16 protein-coding genes are annotated in these 15,294 nt (G+C 64.7%); 1 reads left to right on the top strand and 15 read right to left on the bottom strand.

Features of this window, described 5'->3' with window-relative positions; genetic code table 11:
- Genes guaB through K8I61_00685 form a run of 3 tightly spaced genes read right to left on the bottom strand, consistent with a single transcriptional unit; the run spans position 1 to position 2,885 of the window.
- Positions 1-1,461: an IMP dehydrogenase gene (gene guaB, locus K8I61_00695; GenBank protein ID MBZ0270524.1), complete on the bottom strand. Its 1,461-nt coding sequence runs from the start codon at positions 1,459-1,461 to the stop codon at positions 1-3.
- A 24-nt stretch (positions 1,462-1,485) separates the two neighbouring features.
- On the bottom strand, positions 1,486-1,896 hold the full coding sequence (locus K8I61_00690; GenBank protein ID MBZ0270523.1) for a hypothetical protein: 411 nt from the start codon (positions 1,894-1,896) through the stop codon (positions 1,486-1,488).
- A complete protein-coding gene (locus K8I61_00685) occupies positions 1,887-2,885 on the bottom strand; it encodes a hypothetical protein (GenBank protein ID MBZ0270522.1) in 999 nt (332 codons plus the stop codon). The genes K8I61_00690 and K8I61_00685 overlap by 10 nt, the downstream gene beginning before the upstream one ends.
- Before the next feature lie 80 nt (positions 2,886-2,965).
- On the opposite strand from K8I61_00685, the gene K8I61_00680 reads away from it, so the two are divergent.
- Positions 2,966-3,529, top strand: a complete 564-nt coding sequence (locus tag K8I61_00680; protein ID MBZ0270521.1) for a porin family protein — start codon at positions 2,966-2,968, stop codon at positions 3,527-3,529.
- Positions 3,530-3,561: 32 nt separating this feature from the next.
- On the opposite strand, the gene K8I61_00675 is transcribed toward K8I61_00680, so the two are convergent.
- The 12 genes from K8I61_00675 to hisG form a co-directional block, all read right to left on the bottom strand.
- A complete protein-coding gene (locus K8I61_00675) occupies positions 3,562-5,274 on the bottom strand; it encodes a glycosyltransferase family 39 protein (GenBank protein ID MBZ0270520.1) in 1,713 nt (570 codons plus the stop codon).
- Complete coding sequence (locus K8I61_00670) at positions 5,271-6,797, bottom strand: hypothetical protein (protein ID MBZ0270519.1); 1,527 nt, start codon at positions 6,795-6,797, stop codon at positions 5,271-5,273. The genes K8I61_00675 and K8I61_00670 overlap by 4 nt, the downstream gene beginning before the upstream one ends.
- A gap of 13 nt (positions 6,798-6,810) precedes the next feature.
- Positions 6,811-7,380 carry a HAMP domain-containing protein gene (locus K8I61_00665; protein MBZ0270518.1) on the bottom strand — a complete coding sequence of 190 codons (570 nt, stop codon included), beginning with the start codon at positions 7,378-7,380 and terminating at the stop codon, positions 6,811-6,813.
- 84 nt (positions 7,381-7,464) lie between these two features.
- Positions 7,465-8,103 (bottom strand): HD-GYP domain-containing protein, encoded by a 639-nt coding sequence (locus tag K8I61_00660; GenBank protein ID MBZ0270517.1) that lies wholly within the window; start codon positions 8,101-8,103, stop codon positions 7,465-7,467.
- Between the two features lie 60 nt (positions 8,104-8,163).
- Positions 8,164-9,600, bottom strand: coding sequence for a tetratricopeptide repeat protein (locus K8I61_00655; protein ID MBZ0270516.1), 1,437 nt, complete (start codon positions 9,598-9,600; stop codon positions 8,164-8,166).
- Positions 9,587-10,891: a hypothetical protein gene (locus tag K8I61_00650; protein ID MBZ0270515.1), complete on the bottom strand. Its 1,305-nt coding sequence runs from the start codon at positions 10,889-10,891 to the stop codon at positions 9,587-9,589. The genes K8I61_00655 and K8I61_00650 overlap by 14 nt, the downstream gene beginning before the upstream one ends.
- Positions 10,888-11,232 carry a phosphoribosyl-AMP cyclohydrolase gene (gene hisI / locus K8I61_00645; GenBank protein MBZ0270514.1) on the bottom strand — a complete coding sequence of 115 codons (345 nt, stop codon included), beginning with the start codon at positions 11,230-11,232 and terminating at the stop codon, positions 10,888-10,890. Before hisI ends, K8I61_00650 begins: the two co-directional genes overlap by 4 nt.
- 200 nt (positions 11,233-11,432) lie before the next feature.
- Entirely contained in the window at positions 11,433-12,212 is a 780-nt protein-coding gene (hisF, locus tag K8I61_00640) for an imidazole glycerol phosphate synthase subunit HisF (protein MBZ0270513.1), read from the bottom strand.
- Entirely contained in the window at positions 12,202-12,939 is a 738-nt protein-coding gene (locus K8I61_00635) for a tRNA-dihydrouridine synthase (GenBank protein ID MBZ0270512.1), read from the bottom strand. Before K8I61_00635 ends, hisF begins: the two co-directional genes overlap by 11 nt.
- On the bottom strand, positions 12,930-13,583 hold the full coding sequence (gene hisH, locus K8I61_00630; protein ID MBZ0270511.1) for an imidazole glycerol phosphate synthase subunit HisH: 654 nt from the start codon (positions 13,581-13,583) through the stop codon (positions 12,930-12,932). Before hisH ends, K8I61_00635 begins: the two co-directional genes overlap by 10 nt.
- Complete coding sequence (hisB, locus tag K8I61_00625; GenBank protein MBZ0270510.1) at positions 13,580-14,155, bottom strand: imidazoleglycerol-phosphate dehydratase HisB; 576 nt, start codon at positions 14,153-14,155, stop codon at positions 13,580-13,582. The genes hisH and hisB overlap by 4 nt, the downstream gene beginning before the upstream one ends.
- Before the next feature lie 34 nt (positions 14,156-14,189).
- Entirely contained in the window at positions 14,190-15,077 is an 888-nt protein-coding gene (gene hisG, locus K8I61_00620) for an ATP phosphoribosyltransferase (protein ID MBZ0270509.1), read from the bottom strand.
- Positions 15,078-15,294: the final 217 nt, after the last annotated feature.

The raw sequence follows: 15,294 nt of genomic DNA, 5'->3' as shown, positions 1-15,294 counted from the left end.
TCAGCCCCGCTGGTAGTTCGGGGACTCCTTCGTGATCGTAACGTCGTGGGTGTGGCTTTCGGAAAGGCCCGCGGAGGTGATTTCGACAAAGCGGCTTTTCGTGCGCAGCGTTTCGATGTCGCGGCAGCCGGTGTACCCCATGCCCGCGCGCAGACCACCGACGAGCTGCTCGACGACCGAGGCGATCGGCCCCTTGTACGGCACGCGGCCCTCGACGCCCTCGGGCACGTATTTTTGCAACTCCACCCGCTCCTGGCTGTACCGATCGGCGCTGCCTTCGGCCATCGCGCCGAGAGAGCCCATGCCTCGATAGACCTTGTAGCTGCGCCCCTGGAAGAGAATCACCTCGCCGGGGCTCTCCTCCGTGCCGGCGAACAGCGAACCGATCATCACCGACGACGCGCCCGCCGCGAGCGCCTTGGTGACGTCGCCGGAAAAACGCACGCCTCCGTCGGCGATGACGGGCACGCCGAATTTCGACGCCGCGCGCGAGCACTCGTTGACGGCGGTGATCTGCGGAACGCCGACGCCCGAGACGATGCGCGTCGTGCAGATCGAGCCCGGGCCGATGCCGACCTTCACGCCGTCCGCGCCGGCCTCGCAAAGCTCGTTCGTGCCCTCGACCGTCGCGACGTTGCCGGCGATGACCTGCGTGTCCGGGTAGTTTGCCTTGATCCACTCCACCATGTCGCGCACGCGTTGCGAATGGCCGTGCGCCGTATCGACGCACACCACGTCGATCTCCTTCTCGACAAGCGCGGCGACGCGTTCGCGATCGGCTTCGGTCACGCCCACGGCGCCGCCGCAGCGGTAGCGCCCGTGGTCGTCCTTGCAGGCGTGCGGATATTGTTCGCTCTTTTCGATGTCTTTGATCGTGATGAGGCCGACGAGACGCCGCTCGTCATCGACAACAAGAAGCTTTTCGATGCGGTGCCGGTGCAGGATGCCCTTGGCCTCCTCGAGTGTCGTGCCCGGGGGAACGGTGATCAGGTTTTCCCTGGTCATCAGCTCGCCGACCGTCTTGTTTCGGTCGGTCAGAAAACGCAGGTCACGGTTAGTCAGGATGCCGACGACGCGCCCGCTCTCGACGACCGGCAGTCCGGAGATGCGATAACGCTCCATGATATCGAGCGCTTCGTAGATCCGCTGCGTGGGGCTCATGGTGATCGGGCGCAGGATCATGCCGGACACGGCTTTTTTGACGCGGTCAATTTCAAGCGCCTGCGTTTCGATCGGCAGATTTTTGTGGACAAGGCCGATGCCGCCTTGTTGCGCCATGGCGATCGCCGTCGCGCTTTCGGTCACGGTGTCCATCGCGGCCGACATCAGCGGAATTTTCAGGCGGATCGTCCGCGTCAGGTTCGTGCCGATGTCGGCTTCCTGGGGGTGAAAATCGGCGCGTCCCGGTAACAGAAGGACATCGTCGAAGGTCAGGGCCTTCGTCATGCGTTCGCTCAACATGGAATTTTTCCTGTCCGGCGTTGACTAATTCGGTTCCGCCGGCTGATGGAACAGATGTTTGACCTCGGTCACCTCGCGCGAGACCTTGTCCTTGAATTTCAGTTTTTCCACGCCCGGCATCGGCACGGGCACCTCGTATTCGTACTCGACCTCGACGTTGTTCGCGTGGCGCATGATGTTGAAGGTGCCTTCGCCGCTGGACACGGGGATGTGCAGCATTTCCGCGTGCTTCATCAGATTCTGCCGGATCTCCTGGTCGTTCAGCTCGGACGCCTTGATGAGCTGGCCGTTGATCTCGCGCCGCCATTTCCAGTCGGCCACGTATGACGGCGCAAGGGCGTACGTTGTGTAGATGCCGCCGCCCACGATCAGCAAGAGAAGCGCCGTAACCCAGGTGAAACCTCCACGATCGCCCCATCCGTTCCTTACGCGCATCGCCCCACCTCCTTGCGGTTGGAATCGAAATCCGGCGGCCACATGGCCGCCAAGGCAATACCTTCAAGCAGACTTCCGAGCGCGATCGTGACCTCCGAAAACGCGCCCGCGGCCAGAACCTGCTCGATGATGAGCATACCGGCGACGATCAGATCCTCGCGCCCGCGTTCGAGGCCGCCCCAGCGCGACAGGCGGTCGTCGGCGCGCATCGACACCGCCTCGGCGAAGAGCGCGTCAAGGCGTGCGGCGGAAATGACGTGGCGATGAATCGGCGCCGGATCAAAGCGGTTAAGCGCAAGGTCCATCGCCGCGAGCGTCGTCGCGGTGCCGGCGATGCCGACAAGACGTGGGGGAACCGGCTGTGCGAAAAACGGCGCGATCGCCGCGCGCGCCTCGCGGCGAACCGCGTCGATTTCCGACGCGGTGGGCGGGTCGCCTCGAAGCAGGCGCTCGGTCAGCGCGACGACGCCGACATCGAAGCTGGCGCGCCGGCGAACGCGGTCGTCCACCGCGACAAGTTCGGTCGAAAAACCGCCGATATCGATCATCAGAAAATCGTGGCCGTCGTCGCCGAGGCTGTGGCGGGTTCCCGCGGCGGACAGCGCACCTTCGATCTCGCCCGCGATCACGACGGGCTCGATGCCCGCCTCGACGCGCAGGCGGGCGAGAAATTCGCCGGCGTTTTGCGCGCGCCGGATGACGCCGGTGCATCCGACGCGAATTTCGGCCACGCCAAGCGCCCGGGCCGCGCCGGCAAGCTCGCGCGCGGCGGCCACGGTCCGCTCCACGGAATCCGGCGAAAGGCGCCCGTCGAATTTTCCGGAAAGGCGGGTGATGCGGCGGTCGCGATGGATCGGGCGCACGATGTCCGCATCGATATCGAGGCACAAAACCCGAACGGTGTTCGAGCCGATGTCCATCGCGGCGCGGATCATCTCGGGTGTATACCACCGGCCCGGATTTCGGGCAAGCGCGGACGGCGTTGACACGCGCGAAACGTGTCTATATATAGTGGTCCGAACGCATTCGTACTACCAGATGAAGCATCTGCCTGCCGAGGAGGCTGTCCATGCACAAATCGCTCGCCGCCGCCGCCGCCCTTGTTCTCGTGCTTGCCCTGGCGTCCGGCGCCGGCGCTAAGGATCTGACAAACCGGATCAGCGTCGGCTACAACAACCAGATCAACTTCGGCTATATCGGCGGACCGAACGCCGCGCTCGCCGACGCGTTTTTCACACAACAGGCGATATCGAGCCGCTACTGGATCAACGACCTGCTCGGCGTGGAGCCGATGTTCGGCTACTTCACGGCCAAGAACGACGACGTGGGAGGCTGGGCGCTCCAGATTGCGGCCAAGGTCGTCTACAACCTCATCATGGAAGAGAACATGAACTTCTACGGCGGCGGCGGGCTGGGGATCATCCCCATGAGCATCGACTACGGCCGCAAGGAAGTGGACGAAACCGGCTTTCTGCTGATGGGATTCGCCGGAATGGAGTTCTTTCTCGAGGGTCTGCCGAACCTGGCGTTCGACGTGGAGTTCGGCCTGCAATACATCGACATCGATACCTACGCGCAGATCAGCACGTTCGGCGGCGGGTTTGGCGTGATGGGGATTCGCTACTACTTCTGAACGCCCGGCATCGCGCCGCGCGAAAAGGTCCGTCAGCCGGTCAGCGGAGGCGGGCCTTTTCTGTAGGCGACAAACGAGAGCGTCTCGCCGTGGAAGCGAAACTGGTAGTTTTCCGCGACCCAATTGAACACCTCGGGCGCGCCGAAAATCAGATCCGCGACCGCGTAGTCAAGGACGATGATTCGCGGCGGCCGCATCTCCAGCACCAGCACCGCGCGTTCACCGGGATTCAAATCATTGCGGCACGTCGCCGGTTCGACGCGGCAAACGGCCTGGAGGCGGGACGGATCGTCCACGCGATCGCGAACACCAAGCAGGGCGCGCAACGGATCCATGCGCACGACGTTGTGCGTCTGATGCCGGAAGATCGGCATGTTGTTCCCTGTCATCACGGATTCGCGCTCCGAGACGTTGTCGAGCAACCAGTCCATTTGACGGCGTTGCGTCGCCAGCGATTGACTCGGATGGTGGCGAGTTTTCATGTAGGTCGCTTCGAAAAATCGCTTGACCTCGACGGGATCAAGATTTGTTTCGTGCATGCCCTCGTGGTCGCCATAAAAGCTCATGATGGCGACGCGATGGTGGCGAATCGCCTCGCTTGAAAGACGCGCATGGTAGGTGGCCGCCGCGAGGAACGGCACGAGCGAGAAAAACGCGATCGCGGTCAGGTTTCGCGCCGCCACCCGCCGTCGCAGGTTGAGTCCGTCGAACAGCGGCCCGGCGACCCGGGCAAGGACAAGCGAAAGGACGAGCGCCGGATAGATGAGATCCTGCTCGAATATTTTTCCGCGCACCAGGATAGAGGCGGCGGCACACCATGCCTGCGCGGCGAGAAAAGTATCGGGCGCCGACAGCGGTCGCCGGCCGCGAATGCGCGGATGAATCATGACAAGCGCCAGAAGCGCGACAAGCAGGATTCGCGCGTGCAACGCGAGCGGCAAGAGGATGAAGATGTTGGATCGGTCGGCCTCGTTCAGGTCAAAAACCGTCCACGCGCTGTAGATCATCTCGATCGCCGACGGCGCGTTCCATCCGATAAGCGCCAGGACGAAAAGGCCAAAGGCGGCAAGCGACGATCCGGTGAGAATGGCGAGATCGCGGACGATCGCCGAGGCGCGGCGATCCTCTCGCGGCGCGGCGGCGACAAAGGCCGCAATCCCAATCGCCGGGAAGACGCCGCTTTGTTTCGCGAGCACCGCTCCGGCCAGGCAGAGTCCGGTGAGCGCCAGGTCGCCGGCGCGTCGCCGCTCTGATCCGAATCGGGCGGCGACGGCGAATGCCGCCGCGACGAAAAGCAACACCCAAACATCCGGCCGCACCTGCGCGGTGCGCGCGACCTGAAACTCGAATAGAGAGAACACGGCAAGCGCGAGCGCGGCCCCCGTCACGCCGCGCGCGAGTCGCCGCCCGGCGGAAAAGACCGCCGCCAACGCCAGAAGCACAAGGAGCTGATAGGCCGCGCGCGCGGCGACGATCACGGCGGAGGAGTCGGGCAGCATTTTCAGCAGCATGGCGTTTGCGTAGAACGTCAGCGGCATGCGAACGTCGATCCAGTCGACATACATGCGATCGCCCTGTCCGATCAGCCAGCCGTGGTACAGCGCGTCGATTTCGTCCTCGTTGAGCGGCGCTCCGAAAACGGCATACGCGCGCAACCCCAGCGAAAGGACGATGGCGACGGCGGCGGCAAGGCGTACGATCCGCCCGAAGTCCGACGCGACGAACCGCTCCTCCGTGGCGTTCACGGAAGCCCCGTCAGATCGATGGCAAAGCCGCCGGCTTTCGAACCGGCGAGCAGGCGGTCGCCCGCCGCGTCCAGGTGGATCGCTCGCAGATTCGGGCCGACGGAAAATTGTTTGATGACCTGGAGGCCCGGATCGGTCAGCACGGTAATTTCGCCGGTGTGATAGTTGAACGAATACAGGTAGGGTCGCCGCGGATCGACGACCGCGTTCCAGAGCCCGGGCGACAGCCACCGCTTTTCGACGGGCTCAAGCGTGTCGGGATCGACCGCCATCACGCGGCCAAGGAGCATCGAAGAAAGATAGATCCGGCCGCTCCTCGGGCTGACGGCCGCATCGACGTAACCCGGATCGAAATAGGTGCGCTCGCGCAAAAGCTCGAACGTATCCGCGTCGAAGATCCGCACGCGGCGACCCTTCCATGCCAGCGTCGTCACGAGAAACTCGCCCCCATCCTTGATCGGAAGGGCGACGCCGAACCCCCCGGCGATCGGCGTCTCGAATATCTCCTCGAATCGTCGCGTGTCCACGACATTGCACATCTCGTAATCGCACGCGTAAAGACGCCGGCGCGCATCGTCGTGATGCATGAAGGAGGATTGCATCGGTTCGCCTTCGGCGGTTTTGGAAAGCCGCATTTCCTGCCTTAGTTCGAGCGTCCGCGGATCGAGCGATGACAACATGCCGCCGTTGTCGAGGTAATATTTCCCGTCAAGGAAAAACGCGACATTGGAAGTCTCCGTTCCCAACTCGATGATTTTCTCGATCTTCCCGTTGCGCAGGATGACGATCTCATCGCAGCCCTTGTTGGGCAAGACCGCAAGGCGCCCCGCGTGGTCGAGGTCGACGATCGCCACGATGCTGTAGATCATCCCCTCCATGTCCGGCGCGAAAAGTCGCGTTACCTCCGGTTGGGTTTCGGCGAGGCGCTCGGAAAGGCCCGGACGCAGGCTGAATTTGTAGAGCATGAAGACGGACTGGATGCCGAACAGAAAGACGAAAGCGCCCACGAACCATCGCCGCCAGGAGCCCGGGGGGCGCGCGAAGATCAGAAGCGCCGGCAACGTGACGATCGCCGCCGCGATGTCGCCCAGAAGGTCGATGTCGAACGATCCCGCGGCCAGAAGCGGCACCGCAATCCCGCCGGCCATCCCGGTGACGGCGAGCTGCCGCCGCCCTTTTCCTGCCGATGGCCCGCCGCCGGCCGCCGCGCCGGAGAGGATCGCGAATGCCGCGATGCCCGCGAGCATCCACGGATTGTAGAGTGCGACGTTCGTCATGTAGTAAACGACGCGCAGGAGGATCGACAAAAACAAAAGGGAAAAGACCGCGATAAACGCCGTGCGATACCGCGCAAACCACAGGCCCAGCACGAGAAGAATCGTGCGATCGATGGCGAGCGCGTATCCGTCCCAGTAATAATAAAACGCGATGCCCTGGACGTAGAGGATCCAGATCGCGGCACGGCGCGCGGCGATCCCGGCCGGCGTGGCCGACGGATCGCGGCGGCGTTTGTCCCCGGTCACGCGGCGCGGCGGCTCAGGAGGCGAGCAGCCCTTCCTGCCGGCGCCGGACCTCGGCCAACTCCTTTTCCATCGACTCGAAAACGGACGCCGCGTTCGTATCGCCGGCCTTCGCGGCCTCGGCGAGTTGCGTCACGAGCTTTTGCACGCGCTCGACCGCTTCGAGATCCTCGCGCACCCGGCGGCGCAAGGAGCTCTGCATGGCGTTGAAGCTTTGCGCAAGGCTCTGGAATTCGTCTCCGTCCCGGAGCTTGAGATCGCGCGTCAGATTGCCTTCGCGCACCCAGTTGAGATGGCGATTGAACGCGAAGACGGGGCCGACGATCCGATGCGAAAAGTGAAGCCCGTACCATACGATCGCCAGGATGAGGATCAGGACGACGACCGCGATACCGATGAGCGGCGCCGACGACGCCTGTCCGGCCGGCGCCTGCGAGATGACGCCCTTCGTGGACCAGGACGCATACCCGACGACAAGGAACCCCACGAGCGCGGCGACAAGGAGAACGACCGCCGTGCCGATCATCTTCCCCTGCAATTTCTTGTCGATGAGCAATCCGCGTCGCCTGTTACGGACCTCGGCCATCTCATCCTCCCGGTGGAACGATTCGCGTATCGATCATGAAAACGAGGGTCATCAAAGTCAAGCAACGTGGCGAGATCGACCGTTTCAACTCTCCGCCGTCGCCCCGGCCGCCTCGATCAGCGCCAAAACGACCGCCGGATCAAACGTCAGCCCCGCGAGTTCGCGCATTTGGGCGATCGCCTCGGTGTGTTCCAGCCCCTGCCGGAATGCGCGTTCCGAGGTCATAGCGACAAAGCTGTCGCAAGCGCCGAGGATGCGGGCCTCCACGGAGATCGCATCGCCGGCCAGCCCGCGCGGATAGCCCGAACCGTCGTAGCGCTCGTGGTGCTGAAAAACGATTTCGGCCAGATCCCAGGGCTCGACGATCGGCTCCACGATCCGCGCGCCGATCGCCACGTGCTCGCGGACGATCGCTTCCTCGTTGGGGTCAAGCGGCCCCGGCTTGGTCCAGATTTCCGTCGGTATGGCGATCTTGCCGACATCCATCACGAGCGCGCCCATGCGCAAACGTTCAATGTCGCCTGAGAGCAACTCCATGCGCCGCCCCACGTCCACCGCCAGGCGCGCAACCGTGTCGTAGTGGCCCGCGGTGAAAGGATCCTTGCTTTCGATGGCGCGCACGAGCGTCTGGATCGCGGCCGCGTGCGCGATGCGAAGCTGCGCGACTTCATCGATCCCAAGCTCGGCGAAAGGCGAGCGCAATTCGGCGACGTTGACGGACATGGAAACGCTCCTCGCGGACGTACGATCCGCGCCGTTTCCCTTATTTATCGGCGAATCGCGCTAATCCTGAAGCTGGAAGTCGTGCGGCGCCAGGAGCTGCCCGTCCACGGTCCATTCCTGCCGCCAGGCGCCGGCGCGGTGGAGCGTGTCGAAAACCAGCACCTCGCGCACGGCGACCGGGCTGTCGAGCGTGAAATAGGTCCGGCGAACGGTGGAGCCCGCGGGATCGACAAGCCGCCCCTCGAACGTGTGCCGGCCGGCGACACCGGCGAATTTCGCCCGGCGCCACACGCGGGATCCCGTTTCGAACGCGCTCGTGACTCCCGCTTGTTCCGGTCCGGCCAGACCGCGACCGGCATCCGTCGATACCACCGACGGCGTCCCCTGCGCGTCCGGAAGGTCGGCGCGCAGCTTCTCCGAAAGCGCCGTCGCGCCTGGCTGGTCGCCCAGAAGCCACAAGGCCTGCACCGCGCGCGCGCCACGGACTCGGTCTCCCAGCCGTTCGATCGACAGTTCGCCGAGTTGGCGCCACAGGTCGCGATTGTCCGGATCAACGCGCAGGGCGCGCTCGTACTCGCGGGCCGCGCCCGCGTCATCGCCGCGATCGCGCGCGGTCGTGGCCAGGCTCGCCGCGCGGATCGCCTCGGCCGGGTCGACCGCCGGAACCGCGCCCTCGAAGAGGTCCGCGGGTTCCGCCTTGATGACCGGCGACGCCTCGCGCGCCGACGCCAGGTGCGCCCATGCCGCGTCGACCGCGCCGCGCTCGAATTGAACGCGCGCGAGCCCGATGTGCGCACGGGCTTCGGTGTTGTCTTCCGCGACGGCCATCGCGAAATATTGCTCGGCCAGGTCAAGACGCCCGCCCGCAAGGAATACGCGAGCCTGCGTCACGCAGGCGCCCGCCAGCGCGCTCCGGATCTTGGCATCGACCGGAAGCAGATGGCGCGCCGCGCGCAGCGTGTCGATCGCGGCGTCCGGTCTTTCGTTGCCGAGATAAAGCTGGGCGACGCCCAGGTGCGCCTCGCCGAACGCCGGATTCAGCGTGATCGCGCGCGCGTAAGCATTTTGCGCATCGACGACGCGCGCTTGCGTCGAGAGCGCGGCGCCAAGCCCGGTCAGGGCACGGGCGGACCCCGCGTCGAGCGCGAGCGCCTTGCGAAAATGCTGCTCCGCGAGAATCGGCCGGTTCATGCGAAGGAACGTGACACCGAGGTTGTAGTTCACCTCGAATAGAAAATCGTCGTCGCGCACGCCGGCGCGCAGCGCGTCGCGCCACTGCCGCGCGGCGTTTTCATAATCGCCCGCGTTGAAGGCGTCGATCGCGCGTCGGTGCAGATTGAGCGCCGCGGTGGAGACGTTCGCGAAGGTTTGCCGTTGGCGATCGTCGGACGGCGCGACCGCCTGCCTCACCGGAACGTACGGTTTGCCCGCGCACGCAGCGAAAAAAGCGGCAACGATGGCCACGGCGCACAGGCGCGATGCGTCAGCGCGTTTCATCCCATTCGACCTCATAGGTGACGGCCTCAGGTTCGTCCGGATCGGCAAGAGACGCAAGATATCGGTTGTCGCCGTTTAGCGTGACCTGAAAAAACGCGGTCAGCCGCCGCGAGACGATCGCGTTCGCCTCGTCCTTGGGCAGCAGATCGTCCGCGCATCCCGCATCGTAAAGCGATAGCCATTCCGGTACGAGCAGGCACGCATCCGTCGCCGTGTAATGCTCGGCATTGGCGAGTTCGAGATACGCCTTTTGGGGCGTCGATGCGTTGTCATAAAGATTCACAATGAAGTCGTGCGCGAATCCGACCACGGAATCAAGCTCGCTTTGCAGGACAAAAAGCGGCTTTTCGAAATCGAGCATCAGGTTGATCCAGCCAGGATTCAACGGCGCCGCCGCATCGATGAACTCGTGCGCCATGCCGGAAAGAAACGCCGTCGTACCTCCGTAGCTGTGGCCGCTGATTCCAAACCGCGTCACGTCCACGCGGCCGGCGATTGGAGAAGGAACCTCGCCATTGCGCAGCGCGTCGTAAATCAGACGCACGTCGATTGGCCGGTCGATGAGCGATCCCGCGATGTCCGATGGATTGACAAGGACGACGTCCGGCCCGGGCACGTTTGTAAAGATCGCGTTTCCGTAGTGATCGGGCGCCACGACGACGAAACCGTGGCTCGCAAGGTATTCGCACAGGTGGTAGTTCTGAAATCGAATCGCCGTGAGGCCGTGGCTGAAGAGAATCACCGGAAAACGCGAAGGCGATTCGGCCCACTCGGCATCGCGTCGCGCCGCGGTCGTAACGGCCCAAAGGATATCAAAGTTTTCCTGATACACCGCGTGCAAAACGGCCATGCCCCAACCCGGCATCCCTCCAACCATGTCGGGCATGGTGTTGACACGGCCGCCCCCGCCGTTTGACGGATACCAGACCTCGATCGGCAACGTGCGGTCCATCTTGCCCCACGTTTCGTAGCGCGACGGATCGGTCACAAAGATCGTCGTCACGCCGACGGCGAACGGCCCGAATGCGCCGGGGTCGCTGTAGGGGAGAAGCTCGTCGTCGTCGGCATCATCGTCGGCCGCGTCGTCATCGGCATGATCGTCATCGGCGGGGTTATCGACGTCGCCCGCCGTGTCGTCATCGTTCGACGCGCCATCGTCGTCATCCGCCGCGTCGGGCGCGGCGGGGTCCGTCTCGTCTTCGTCCGCGCCATCGCATGCCAAAAGCGGCGCGATCGCGAAAAACGCAAGCACGAGCACCGTCATCAACGCGCGGGATCGCGCGGCGGTCATTCGTCCACGTCGCGCCACGTTCCGCCCACGTCCTTTCGGAAAAAGCAGGTGCGCCGGCCTGTGTGACACGCCGGGCCGGTCGCCCTCACCTTATAGATGAGCGTGTCCCCGTCGCAATCGATGAGCACCTCGACGACTGCAAGCGTGTTGCCGCTCGTCTTGCCCTTGGTCCAGAGCTCATCGCGCGAGCGAGACCACCAGGTGGCCAGGCCGGTTGCGTCCGTTTCCCGCAGTGCCTCCTCGTTGGCCCACGCGACCATGAGAATCTCGCCGGTTGTCGCGTCCTGGGCGACCGCCGGCACAAGACCGTTGTCGTCGAATTTCACGAGGGAAATATCCATGGCGTGTTAACCCTTCCCTGCTCCGAAATGGGCCGAATGGACATGATGGACAAAATGGACATGGACGCAACACGCCGATGGACTCGCACACGGTCGCGGATTGCGTGGCAGGTCCGCGTCACGCGATTGTTTAACCCGCGCACTTCGCTTCGCACGGAGCGATCGTGCGTCTCGCTCAATCCTCAATCCTCGATCCTCTTCTACGCCGACTCCTTGTGTGCCGTCAGCCGCCGCACCTCGACGCCGCGCAGCGCGAGATAGTCCTTCACGTCCTCGATCGCATAGGCGCCAAAATGGAACAGGCTCGCGGCAAGCACCGCCTCCGCCCCGGTTTCGATCGCCTCGTAAAAATGCTCCAGAGTTCCCGCGCCGCCGCTGGCGATGACCGGAATGCGCACCGCGTTCGCGACGGCGCGCGTCAGTTCCAGATCGTATCCGTCCCGGGTGCCGTCGCGATCCATGCTGGTCAGCAGAATTTCACCCGCGCCAAGCTGCTCGGCCTTTTTCGCCCAATCGATCGCATCGATGCCGGTCCGCTCGCGCCCGCCGACGACCACCACTTCGAAGCCGCCTTCCGCGCGCCTTTTCGCGTCGATCGCCACGACAACGCATTGGCTGCCAAACTGCCGCGCCGCCTCGCCGATCAACTCCGGGCGGCGAACGCCCGCCGTGTTGATGCTGACCTTGTCCGCGCCCGCCAGAAGCAATTCGCGGATATGCGCGATGTCGCTGACGCCGCCGCCGACGGTGAGCGGCACGAAAATCTGCGATGCGGTGCGTTCAACCACGTCGAGGATCGCGTTGCGTTTCTCGTGGCTCGCCGTGATGTCCAGAAAGACGATCTCGTCCGCGCCCTGCGCGTCGTAGACGCGCGCGGTCTCGACCGGATCGCCCGCGTCGATGATATCGACGAAATTGATGCCCTTGACGACGCGGCCATCGCGCACGTCCAGGCAGGGGATGATCCGTTTAGCCGGCATGATTCTCCTTCGCGATGCCAAGCGCCTCGGCGATGTCGAAGCGCTTTTCGTATACGGCGCGGCCGGAAATGACGCCGGCGATATTGGGCTCCGGCGCCGCCGCCGCGCGGCGGATGTCGTCGATGTCACGCACCCCGCCGGACACGACGACGGGCACGGAAACCGCGCGCGCAAGCTCGCGCGTCGCGGCAAGGTTCGCGCCGGCCTCGGTGCCGTCGCGCGCAATATCGGTGTGAACGATGACGGCGACGGCGGGATCGTCGAATCGCTTCGCCAGATCCGCGATGCGCTTGCCGGACCCGCGCGTCCAGCCGTCGGTCGCCGCTTCGCCGTCCCTGCTGTCGAGCGCGACGCCCACGCGGCCCGGCCGCGCGCGGATCCATTCCATCGCGCGGTCCGGGTCGTTGGCCGCCACGGTGCCGACGATGACGCGCGCCGCGCCGCACGCGAGCCAGGCATCAATCGCGGCCTCGTCGCGCACGCCTCCGCCGATTTGCAGCACGACGCCCGCGCGCACCGCGATCCGTTCGATCGCCGCGCGGTTGACGGGTATGCCTTCAACGGCGGCATCCAGGTCCACGACGTGCAGCAGGTGGGCTCCCGCGTCGGCGAGCCACAAGGCCGCGTCAAGCGGGTCCTCGTAATACACCGTCGCCGTATCCAGATCGCCGCGCGTCACGCGCACGCACTTTCCGCCCTTCACGTCGATCGCGGGGATCAGGAACATTCGAGCTCCCCGTTCGCGATGCGCAGAAAGTTTTCAAGCAAGATGCGCCCGGGCTCCTGACTTTTTTCCGGGTGAAACTGCACGGCCATGACGCGGCCGCGGCCGGCCGCCGCGGCGAAGGCGTGGCCGTGCTCGGCAAGCGCCAGGATGTCGGTCGGCTCGGACGGATGCGCGAAATACGAATGCACGAAGTAGAAGTAACTGCCCTCTTCGATGCCCGTGAACAACGGGTGGTGACCCACCGGACGCACGCGCGTCCAGCCCATGTGCGGCACCTTCAGTCGCGGCGGCGTGCCCTCGAACGGATCGCCGGAAAATCGCGTGACGCGGCCGGGCAGCACGCCAAGGCCGCGCGTTTTGCCGAATTCCTCGGATTCGTCGAACAACACCTGGAGGCCGATGCAAATACCGAGATACGGCTTGCCCTCGCGGATCGCGTCGCGGATCGCCACATCGACGCCCCGGTCGGTCAGATTGGCGACGCAATCGCGAAACGCGCCCTGCCCCGGCAGGATCACCGCGTCGGCCCTGGCGATTTCCGTCGCGCTCGATGCGACGAAATAGTCGGCCGACAGGCGTTCGAGCGCACGCGCGACGCTGCGCAGGTTGCCCGCCTGATAATCGACGATCGCGATGCGGCTCACAGCACGCCCTTGGTGCTCGGCACGTCGGTTCCGGTGACGGCGACGGCGCGGCGCAGCGCAACGGCGAACGCCTTGAACAGCGCCTCCACGCCGTGGTGGCGATTGCCCCGGCGCACGAGCGTCAGGTGCAGCGTGAACCGGCCCGCGAACGCGACGGAGCGGAAAAACTCCTCGACGAGCTCCACGTCCATCTCGCCAAGGCGACCGGCGGTCTCGCCGTCGTAGGTCAGCCAGGGCCGGCCGCAAAAATCGATGACGGCCTCGCCGAGCGTTTCCATCATCGGCACGCGCGCGTGGCCGTAGCGCTCGATGCCGCGCTTGTCGCCAAGCGCCTTGTCGATCGCCTCGCCAAGCGCCAGGCCGACGTCCTCGACCGTGTGATGCGCATCGACGACAAGATCGCCCGTGGCGCGCACGGCAAGATCGATGCGCCCGTGGCGCGCGATCTGGTCGAGCATGTGATCGAAAAATCCGACGCCGGTTTCGATGTCGGAGGCGGCCGGGCCGTCGAGCCCGACGCGCACGCGCACCCGCGTCTCGGTCGTTTCCCGTTCGACTTCGCCGGCGCGGATCATGGCTTTTCTCCCGGCGCGAAAAGGCGCGCGATCAGAATATCACCTTGTTGAGCGGATATTCGACAAGGCCCGTCGCGCCGGCCTCGCGCAAGACGGGGATGAGGTCGCGCACCGTCTTTTCCTCGAGGATGACATCGACCGAAAACCAGTCGGACTCGGATAGACGCGAGACGGTCGGATTGCGCAGCGCGGGAAGTTTCCCGATGACCGCATCGAGCGTCGCGGCGGGCACGTTCATCTTGAGGCCGACGCGGCTGGCCGCGTCCATCGCGCCCTGAAGAAGCAGGCGCACCTGCTCGATCTTCCTGCGTTTGGAGTCATCCTTGAACGCGGTCTTGTTCGCGATGAGCGCCGTCGTCGAGGACATCACCGTATCCACGATGCGAAGGCCGTTCGCGCGAAGCGACGAGCCGGTCTCGGTCAGCTCGATGATCGCGTCCGCCAGTTCGGGCGGCTTGGCCTCCGTGGCGCCCCAGGAAAATTCGATCACCGGCGTCACCCCGTGCTCCCGGAAATATTGGCGCGCGATGTTCGTGACCTCGGTCGCGATCAGCTTTTTGTCGAGGTCTTTCGGCGATCGGACCGGCGAATCGTTCGGCACCGCGAGCACCCAACGCACCGGGCGAAAGCCCGCCTTGGCGTAAATGAACGCCGCGACCTCCGTGACGTCGGCGCCGGACTCGCGCACCCAGTCCTGCCCCGTCAGGCCCGCGTCGAGCACGCCGAGTTCGACGTAACGCGCCATTTCCTGCGCGCGAAGCAGAAGCACGTCGATTTCTTCGTCGTCGATGTAGGGCGTATAGCCGCGCTCGGTCGCGCGGATTTTCCATCCGGCGCGGCCGAAAAGTTCGAATGTCGATTCCTGAAGACTGCCTTTGGGCAGGCCCAGGCGAAGCGTGGGGCGCGCGTTCGCGCTCATGAGGTTTCCTCCGAAAAATCCCCGAGTCCGGGGCGCGGGAACATATCAGATCGAATTTCGGGCGTCAGCCCTTTATTCGAGGAGTGAGGATAGAGGATTGAGGATTGAGTCAAACCCTTTCCCGTGCCCGTGCCCGTGCCCGTGCCCGCGCCCGAATGATGGACCCCTGGACATCATGGACGTTCGAAACGGCGGCCAAACGCCTCTGCGTTTCTCT

Source organism: bacterium (assembly GCA_019912885.1).
Taxonomy (GTDB): Bacteria; Lernaellota; Lernaellaia; order JACKCT01; family JACKCT01; genus JAIOHV01.
The sequence above is the reverse complement of the archived record's forward strand: the minus strand, read 5'-3'. Positions and strand labels throughout refer to the sequence as shown.